The following is a 7,794-nucleotide window of genomic DNA, read 5'->3' on the forward strand; positions in this document are numbered from 1 at the left end:
AGACTCATCATCACGAGTGCCCACACAGATGATTGATTGCTTATTGTTAAAGAGCTTGTCGCTGTTGCGACGAAAGTCATTTATAATCAGTGACTTTCAGAACCAACTCGCTTCATCGTTACCGTGTCGCGTCGTTGTGGAGCGCATTATAGAGATCTGAAAAAGAGCCGCAAGATCTTTTTTAAAGAAAACCGCTCGAACGCTTAGTTTTTCATCAAAATCAGCTTTTTTGCTCATTTAGCGAGCTAAAATCAGATCTTTTGCGGATCCGTTCAGGATCATTGCGCTCTGTTTGCCATGCTTCTTTAGCTTTGAATGGCTGGATTCAGCGTTTACCTAATTGCCAACTTCTCCCCTGACGACTTAATCCACTATCCAAAACCGGTATAACTGCGCGACTCCACTTATAAATGGATGACTGCACTCGGTTGCCAGGTTAAAAGGTTAAAAGGTTAAAAGGTTAAAAGATGCATTGGCAGTCCTTCAGCCGCAGAGCAATAAACAGGGCCCGCATTTTAAGAGCAGTTGAGTCCAGGAGCAGCTTCACACATCAAACTATCAGAGATGATTTGACTGAATATAGGTAACCAGCAGGAAACTGATGAACAATAGCAGGCGGTCAGCATTCGATCTTGTAAAGAGAGCAGAAAGTTTCATGCATCCAGCGACCAGGTTGTCAAAAAGGTAAAAGTAGAGGCTCGAGTTCCGTCTGTACACTCATTCATCCTAACCTTGATTGTGATGGGCGCACACAACCAAAATTGCGTAACTCCAGAAAGCAAAAAAGCCGGCTGAAGCCGGCTTTTTCTATTCAGTCTGATTACTCAGCTGAAGTTTCCTCAACTGGCAGTGCAGTCTCTGGACGGTCAACTAACTCAATGTAAGCCATTGGAGCGTTGTCACCGGTACGGAAGCCACACTTCAGAATACGAGTGTAACCACCTGGACGGGTGTTGTAACGCGGGCCTAACACGTTGAACAGCAGACCTACAACCTCTTTATCACGAGTACGGGCGAAAGCCAGGCGGCGATTAGCCACGCTGTCATTCTTAGCCAGTGTGATCAGAGGCTCAATAACACGGCGTAACTCTTTGGCTTTTGGCAGAGTCGTTTTAATGACTTCGTGCTTCACCAGTGAGCTTGCCATATTACGGAACATTGCAGTACGGTGACTGCTGTTCCGATTTAATTGACGACCACTCTTACGATGGCGCATGATCTATTCCTTCTTACTAAACCAGGAACTGGAATCCGGTTAGTCTTTGTTTACCAGAGAGGCTGGCGGCCAGTTTTCCAGGCGCATGCCTAAGGACAAACCGCGTGATGCCAACACGTCTTTGATCTCGGTAAGAGACTTTTTACCCAGGTTAGGCGTTTTCAGCAGCTCAACCTCGGTACGTTGCACCAGATCACCGATGTACTGAATCTGCTCTGCTTTTAAGCAGTTAGCAGAACGAACTGTTAACTCTAAATCATCGACTGGACGCAACAGAATCGGATCAAACTCCGGCTTCTCTTCACGTTTCTCTGGCTCGCTCTTATCACGCAGTTCTACGAAGAACTCCAGCTGTTCAGCCAGAATCGTAGCTGCACGACGAATAGCTTCCTCAGGCTCCACAGTGCCGTTGGTTTCCATGTCGATAACCAGCTTGTCCAAGTCGGTGCGTTGTTCTACACGGGCAGCTTCAACAGAGTAGGCAATACGCTCTACCGGGCTGAAAGATGCATCCAGTAATAAACGACCAATTGGACGTTCGTCATCCTCTGAGGATACGCGGGCGGATGCAGGAACATAACCACGGCCGCGCTGCACCTTCAGACGCATACTGAATTCAGTTTCGCCAGTCAGGTTACAGATCACATGCTCTGGATTTACGATTACTACACCGTCACCACGCTGGATATCTCCAGCAGTTACAGGGCCAGCACCTTTTTTAGATAAAGTCAGAGTGACTTCGTCTTTGTCTTCCAGACGAACGGCTAAGCCTTTCAGGTTGAGCAGGATATCGATGATATCTTCCTGCACGCCTTCTTTGGCGCTGTACTCATGCAGCACGCCGTCGATCTCTACTTCAGTCACTGCACAACCTGGCATTGAAGACAGCAGAATACGACGCAACGCGTTGCCCAAGGTATGTCCGAAACCGCGCTCAAGTGGTTCCAAAGTAACTTTGGCACGAGTTGGGTTGATTTTTTCGATACCAACTAATCTCGGCTTAAGGAATTCGGTGACAGAACCCTGCATTTTATCCTCTCTTAAGAAAACGCCTTACTACTTAGAGTAAAGCTCGACGATTAACTGTTCGTTGATGTCTGCAGACAAGTCTGAACGCTCTGGAGCACGTTTGTAAACGCCTTCCATTTTCTTATTGTCTACTTCAATCCAAGTTGGTTTTTCGCGTTGCTCAGACAGCTCTAAAGCAGCACCGATACGGGCTTGCTTCTTCGCTTTTTCACGAACAGCGATCACTTGATTAGGTGACACAGCGTAAGACGGGACATTCACAACGCGACCATCGATCATGATAGCTTTGTGGCTTACCAGCTGACGTGCTTCAGCGCGAGTGCTGGCCAGACCCATACGATACACCACGTTGTCTAAACGAGCTTCTAATAACTGAAGCAGGTTCTCACCGGTGTTACCTTTCAAACGAGCAGCTTCTTTGTAATAGTTACGGAACTGCTTCTCTAATACGCCGTAAATACGACGTACTTTTTGTTTCTCGCGTAATTGTAAACCGTAGTCTGATAAACGACCGCGACGAGCGCCGTGCTGACCAGGAGCAGTAGTTAAATTACACTTTGAATCAATTGCTCTTACGCCGCTTTTCAGGAACAGGTCTGTTCCTTCGCGACGACTTAACTTGAGCTTAGGACCCAAATATCTTGCCATCTTCTTTCTCCAGTAATCTTAGAAGCGCTTGTTACACGCGACGTTTTTTCGGTGGACGGCAACCGTTATGAGGGATTGGCGTCACGTCGGTGATATTCGTAATGCGGTAACCTGCTGCGTTCAGCGCACGAATGGCTGATTCACGGCCTGGACCAGGACCATTTACGAAAACTTCCAGATTTTTCAGACCATATTCCAGTGCAGCAGTACCAGCGCGTTCTGCAGCTACCTGAGCAGCAAACGGCGTTGATTTGCGCGAACCACGGAAACCTGAACCACCAGCAGTTGCCCAGCACAGCGCATTGCCTTGACGGTCAGTGATAGTCACGATCGTGTTGTTGAAAGAGGCATGGATATGAGCCATACCGTCAGAAACTTGCTTCTTAACTCTTTTACGAGTACGAACTGGTGCTTTAGCCATGTCTTACTCCGTCTTATTTCTTAATAGCTTTGCGTGGGCCTTTACGGGTACGCGCATTAGTTTTAGTGCGCTGACCACGAACAGGCAGACTACGACGGTGACGTAAGCCACGGTAACAACCCAGGTCCATTAAACGCTTGATGTTTAATGTGATCTCACGGCGCAGGTCACCTTCGACGGTGTACTTTGCCACTTCGTCACGCAGAGTATCTAACTCGGCGTCAGACAAAGAAGAGATTTTGCGAGTTTCTTCGATACCCACTGCAGCCAGAATGGCTTTTGAGCGGGTTTTACCGATACCGAACACGTAAGTCAGAGAAATGACAGCGTGTTTGTTATCGGGGATGTTAATGCCAGCGATACGGGCCACTAACGTTCTCCTATAAAAGGTTAAAAGGTGCCGATTTGAAAAGCCCGTAAGGATACTCAAACGACGGTTTAATTGCAACAATAAGCCGGGGCTAAACTATAAAGTTCAGCCCTGGCTATATGGTTTTCTGCTGTTAGCCTTGACGTTGCTTGTGCTTAGGCTCTACGCAGATCACACGCACAACGTTGTTGCGCTTGATCACTTTGCAGTTACGGCAGATCTTCTTAACGGAAGCTCGTACTTTCATGACTTAACTCCGCAATTTATCTTAACGGCCGTAGCCTTTAAGATTTGCCTTTTTAAGGACAGATTCATACTGATGAGACATCAGATGAGTCTGTACCTGTGCCATAAAGTCCATAATAACGACGACGATGATCAGTAACGAAGTACCACCAAAGTAGAACTGAACGTTCCACGCCACCATCATGAACTCAGGAACCAAACAGATAAAAGTAATGTAAGCCGCACCTGCCAATGTCAGGCGGGTCATCACTTTATCAATGTATTTCGATGTTTGTTCACCAGGACGAATACCAGGGATAAAAGCACCGGATTTCTTCAGGTTATCTGCTGTATCGCGCGGGTTAAATACCAACGCGGTATAGAAGAAACAGAAGAAAATGATCGCTGCTGCATATAACAAAATATACAACGGCTGACCAGGAGACAGAGTTAAGGCTAATTCCTGCAGGAAGTTAGCAACCATGCCCTCGCCAGAGCCAAACCAGCTGGCAATTGTACCAGGAAACAGGATAATGCTTGAAGCAAAAATTGGTGGAATTACACCCGCCATGTTGACCTTCAAAGGCAAGTGACTGCTTTGGGCAGCAAATACCTGACGGCCTTGTTGGCGTTTAGCATAATTAACCACAATACGGCGCTGGCCACGTTCAAAGAACACTACAAACCAGGTAACCGCGACAACAATGGCTCCAATCGCTAATAAAAGCAAAAAGTGCAAATCGCCTTGACGTGCCTGCTCAATCGTCTGGCCAATGGCAGACGGGAAGCCAGCAACAATACCGGTGAAGATTAGCAACGAAATACCATTACCAATACCACGCTCGGTGATCTGTTCACCTAACCACATTAAAAACATGGTACCGGTGACCAGACTGATGACCGCTGTAATGGTAAAACCTAAGCCTGGGTTAACAACTAACCCTGGCATCAGATTAGGCAGACCAGTTGAAATACCGATCGCCTGGACTATTGCTAAGCCTAAGGTACCGTAACGTGTATACTGATTGATCTTGCGTTTACCTGCTTCGCCCTCTTTCTTCAGTTCTGCCAACGTCGGATGAACCACAGTTAACAGCTGAACAATAATGGACGCAGAGATATAAGGCATAATACCCAGCGCAAATACAGATGCACGCTCAAGGGCGCCACCGCTGAACATGTTAAACATTTCAACGATGGTGCCTTTTTGTTGCTCGAATAATTGAGCTAGCACGGCGGCGTCAATTCCAGGAATTGGCACAAATGAACCCAGTCGAAACACGACTATGGCCAAAAGTACGAACAGCAGACGGGCTTTCAGCTCGCTGAAGCCGCCTTTTGCACTTTTTGAGTCCGAACCTGGTTTTGCCATCGCGTACTATCCTTATTATTCTTCGACTTTACCGCCGGCAGCTTCGATTGCAGCACGCGCACCTTTAGTTACGCGTAAGCCTTTCACTGTGATTGGGCGAGCAATTTCGCCTGACAGTACAACTTTTGCGAACTTGACGTTGCGAGTGATGATATTCGCTTCCATCAGACTGGCTAAATCAGCTACATCACCAGACACCAGTGCCAGCTCGTGCAAACGCACTTCAGCAGATACCAGGCCTTTCAGTGAGGTAAAACCAAACTTAGGCAGACGTTGTTTCAAAGGCATCTGACCGCCTTCGAAACCTGGACGTACTTTACCACCAGAACGAGATTTCAGACCTTTGTGACCACGGCCACCAGTCTTGCCTAAGCCAGAACCGATACCACGACCTAAACGGCGTTTCTCTTTTTTCGCACCTGGTGCAGGAGATAACGTATTTAATAACATTTATTACTCCTCCACTTTAACCATGTAGTACACAGCGTTGATCATACCGCGCACTGAAGGAGTATCTTCCAGTGTGACAGTGTGACCAATGCGGCGTAAACCTAAGCCAACTAAAGTCGCTTTATGCTTCGGCAAACGACCGATGCTTGAGCGAGTTTGAGTCACTTTGATAGTTTTATTTGCCATGACGAATTACCCCAGGATGTCGTCAACGCGTAAACCACGCTTCGCAGCAACCTGTGCAGGCGATTTGATCGCTGACAGGGCGTTGATGGTAGCGCGAACTACGTTGATTGGGTTGGTTGAGCCGTAGCACTTAGACAGAACGTTCTGTACACCTGCTACTTCTAACACGGCACGCATTGCACCACCGGCGATGATACCGGTACCTTCAGATGCTGGCTGCATGTAAACATTTGAACCAGCGTGAATACCCTTAGTTGGGTGATGCAGTGTGTTACCATTTAACTCAACTTGAGTCATGTTACGACGAGCTTTTTCCATTGCCTTTTGAATGGCAGCTGGTACTTCGCGCGCTTTACCGTAACCGAAACCTACGCGACCGTTACCGTCACCAACAACTGTCAGAGCAGTGAAGGAGAAAATCCGACCACCCTTAACAACTTTGGAAACGCGGTTTACCGCTACCAGTTTCTCTTGTAAATCAGATTGTTGTTTAGCTTCTACGTTAGCCATGATCTACTCCTAGAATTGAAGACCGGCTTCACGCGCCGCGTCGGCCAAAGCCTGCACACGACCGTGATACTGGAAACCGCTACGGTCAAACGCGCAAGTATTTACGCCTTTTTCCAGAGCACGTTCAGCAATAGCCTTACCAACAGCTTTAGCAGCGTCGATATTGCCGGTGTACTTCAATGATTCACGGATTGATGCTTCAACAGTGGAAGCAGCAACAATCACTTCAGCATTTGGTGCGATAAGCTGGGCGTAAATGTGACGTGGTGTACGATGTACAACCAGGCGGTTCGCACCTTGTTCGATAATGTTTCTGCGGACGCGTTTTGCACGACGCAGACGAGCAAGTTTCTTATCCATCGTCCTACCCTACTTTTTCTTCGCTTCTTTACGACGTACGTTTTCGTTGCTGTAACGCACACCTTTACCTTTGTAAGGCTCAGGTTTACGGTACGCACGAATGTTCGCCGCGACTTGACCAACCAGTTGCTTGTCAGCACCTTTCACCAGAACTTCAGTCTGGGTAGGGGTTTCAATGGTGATACCGGCTGGAACTTCATACGCCACTGGGTGGGAGAAGCCTAAGCTCAGATTCAACACTTTACCTTCTGCCTTAGCACGGTAACCAACACCAACTAACTCCAGTTTGCGGGTATAGCCTTCAGCGACACCAGTAACCAGGTTGTTGATCAGCGCACGAGCAGTACCTGCTTGTGCGTTAGCGTTTTCGAAACCGTCACGAGGAACAGTACGCAGTACGTTACCTTCAACAACGATTTCTACTGCAGGGTTAACGTTTAACGCTAACTCGCCGTTTTTACCCTTTACTGTCAGGTTCTGACCATTCAGTGTAATAGTTACACCTGCAGGAACCGTGACGGGGGCCTTAGCTACACGAGACATAGTTACCCTCCGTTACGCTACGTAGCCGATGATTTCGCCACCGATACCAACCTTACGGGCAGCACGGTCAGTCATCAGACCCTGAGATGTAGAAACAATAGCTACACCTAAACCACCCATTACTTTTGGTAATTCGCCGCGTTTCTTGTAGATACGCAGACCTGGACGGCTGACACGGTCAATGGTTTCGATGACTGATTTGCCCTGGAAGTACTTTAACGTAATTTCCAGTTCAGCTTTTACATCACCTGTTACAACGAAACTGTCGATGTAACCTTCGTCTTTTAATACTTTCGCAATAGCCATCTTCAGTTTTGAAGAAGGCATCTTAACCGCAACTTTCTTGGCAGCCTGGCCATTGCGGATGCGAGTAAACATATCCGCTACTGGATCTTGCAAACTCATAGCTGTTACTCCCGTGATTCTTACCAGCTAGCCTTACGAAGGCCAGGAATTTCACCGCG

Annotated in this window: 13 protein-coding genes; all 13 read right to left on the bottom strand. The window is 47.6% G+C overall.

Annotated features, from left to right (window positions below):
• Window positions 1–820: 820 nt before the first annotated feature.
• Window positions 821–1,216: a 50S ribosomal protein L17 gene (gene rplQ / locus WKJ04_RS18070; RefSeq protein ID WP_337843710.1), complete on the bottom strand. Its 396-nt coding sequence runs from the start codon at window positions 1,214–1,216 to the stop codon at window positions 821–823.
• A 39-nt stretch (window positions 1,217–1,255) separates the two neighbouring features.
• A complete protein-coding gene (gene rpoA, locus WKJ04_RS18075) occupies window positions 1,256–2,245 on the bottom strand; it encodes a DNA-directed RNA polymerase subunit alpha (protein WP_337843709.1) in 990 nt (329 codons plus the stop codon).
• Window positions 2,246–2,272: 27 nt separating this feature from the next.
• Window positions 2,273–2,893, bottom strand: coding sequence for a 30S ribosomal protein S4 (gene rpsD, locus WKJ04_RS18080; protein ID WP_337843708.1), 621 nt, complete (start codon window positions 2,891–2,893; stop codon window positions 2,273–2,275).
• 31 nt (window positions 2,894–2,924) lie between these two features.
• Window positions 2,925–3,314 carry a 30S ribosomal protein S11 gene (rpsK, locus tag WKJ04_RS18085; RefSeq protein WP_008899098.1) on the bottom strand — a complete coding sequence of 130 codons (390 nt, stop codon included), beginning with the start codon at window positions 3,312–3,314 and terminating at the stop codon, window positions 2,925–2,927.
• A 13-nt stretch (window positions 3,315–3,327) separates the two neighbouring features.
• On the bottom strand, window positions 3,328–3,684 hold the full coding sequence (gene rpsM, locus WKJ04_RS18090) for a 30S ribosomal protein S13 (RefSeq protein ID WP_337843707.1): 357 nt from the start codon (window positions 3,682–3,684) through the stop codon (window positions 3,328–3,330).
• A gap of 133 nt (window positions 3,685–3,817) precedes the next feature.
• Window positions 3,818–3,931, bottom strand: coding sequence for a 50S ribosomal protein L36 (gene rpmJ / locus WKJ04_RS18095; RefSeq protein WP_082335860.1), 114 nt, complete (start codon window positions 3,929–3,931; stop codon window positions 3,818–3,820).
• 21 nt (window positions 3,932–3,952) lie between these two features.
• A complete protein-coding gene (secY, locus tag WKJ04_RS18100; RefSeq protein WP_337843706.1) occupies window positions 3,953–5,281 on the bottom strand; it encodes a preprotein translocase subunit SecY in 1,329 nt (442 codons plus the stop codon).
• 15 nt (window positions 5,282–5,296) lie between these two features.
• A complete protein-coding gene (gene rplO, locus WKJ04_RS18105) occupies window positions 5,297–5,731 on the bottom strand; it encodes a 50S ribosomal protein L15 (RefSeq protein ID WP_337843705.1) in 435 nt (144 codons plus the stop codon).
• A gap of 3 nt (window positions 5,732–5,734) precedes the next feature.
• Entirely contained in the window at window positions 5,735–5,917 is a 183-nt protein-coding gene (gene rpmD / locus WKJ04_RS18110; protein WP_337843704.1) for a 50S ribosomal protein L30, read from the bottom strand.
• A 6-nt stretch (window positions 5,918–5,923) separates the two neighbouring features.
• The gene (gene rpsE, locus WKJ04_RS18115; protein WP_337843703.1) at window positions 5,924–6,427 is read right to left on the bottom strand and encodes a 30S ribosomal protein S5; all 504 of its coding nucleotides are present in this window, start codon (window positions 6,425–6,427) and stop codon (window positions 5,924–5,926) included.
• Window positions 6,428–6,436: 9 nt separating this feature from the next.
• A complete protein-coding gene (rplR, locus tag WKJ04_RS18120; RefSeq protein WP_337843702.1) occupies window positions 6,437–6,787 on the bottom strand; it encodes a 50S ribosomal protein L18 in 351 nt (116 codons plus the stop codon).
• A 9-nt stretch (window positions 6,788–6,796) separates the two neighbouring features.
• Window positions 6,797–7,330, bottom strand: coding sequence for a 50S ribosomal protein L6 (gene rplF, locus WKJ04_RS18125; protein ID WP_337843701.1), 534 nt, complete (start codon window positions 7,328–7,330; stop codon window positions 6,797–6,799).
• 12 nt (window positions 7,331–7,342) lie between these two features.
• Entirely contained in the window at window positions 7,343–7,735 is a 393-nt protein-coding gene (gene rpsH, locus WKJ04_RS18130; protein ID WP_337843711.1) for a 30S ribosomal protein S8, read from the bottom strand.
• Between the last annotated feature and the right edge of the window lie 59 nt (window positions 7,736–7,794).

It is taken from the genome of Rheinheimera sp. (assembly GCF_037442345.1).
GTDB lineage: Bacteria > Pseudomonadota > Gammaproteobacteria > Enterobacterales > Alteromonadaceae > Pararheinheimera.

Excerpts from the sequence above, each read along its gene's own strand:
- rpsK (WP_008899098.1), bottom strand. The coding sequence starts at position 3,314 with ATGGCTAAAGCACCAGTTCGTACTCGTAAAAGAGTTAAGAAGCAAGTT.
- rpsD (WP_337843708.1), bottom strand. The coding sequence starts at position 2,893 with ATGGCAAGATATTTGGGTCCTAAGCTCAAGTTAAGTCGTCGCGAAGGA.
- rplO (WP_337843705.1), bottom strand. The coding sequence starts at position 5,731 with ATGTTATTAAATACGTTATCTCCTGCACCAGGTGCGAAAAAAGAGAAA.
- rplF (WP_337843701.1), bottom strand. The coding sequence starts at position 7,330 with ATGTCTCGTGTAGCTAAGGCCCCCGTCACGGTTCCTGCAGGTGTAACT.
- rpmJ (WP_082335860.1), bottom strand. The coding sequence starts at position 3,931 with ATGAAAGTACGAGCTTCCGTTAAGAAGATCTGCCGTAACTGCAAAGTG.
- rpmD (WP_337843704.1), bottom strand. The coding sequence starts at position 5,917 with ATGGCAAATAAAACTATCAAAGTGACTCAAACTCGCTCAAGCATCGGT.
- rpsH (WP_337843711.1), bottom strand. The coding sequence starts at position 7,735 with ATGAGTTTGCAAGATCCAGTAGCGGATATGTTTACTCGCATCCGCAAT.
- rplQ (WP_337843710.1), bottom strand. The coding sequence starts at position 1,216 with ATGCGCCATCGTAAGAGTGGTCGTCAATTAAATCGGAACAGCAGTCAC.
- secY (WP_337843706.1), bottom strand. The coding sequence starts at position 5,281 with ATGGCAAAACCAGGTTCGGACTCAAAAAGTGCAAAAGGCGGCTTCAGC.
- rpoA (WP_337843709.1), bottom strand. The coding sequence starts at position 2,245 with ATGCAGGGTTCTGTCACCGAATTCCTTAAGCCGAGATTAGTTGGTATC.
- rpsE (WP_337843703.1), bottom strand. The coding sequence starts at position 6,427 with ATGGCTAACGTAGAAGCTAAACAACAATCTGATTTACAAGAGAAACTG.
- rplR (WP_337843702.1), bottom strand. The coding sequence starts at position 6,787 with ATGGATAAGAAACTTGCTCGTCTGCGTCGTGCAAAACGCGTCCGCAGA.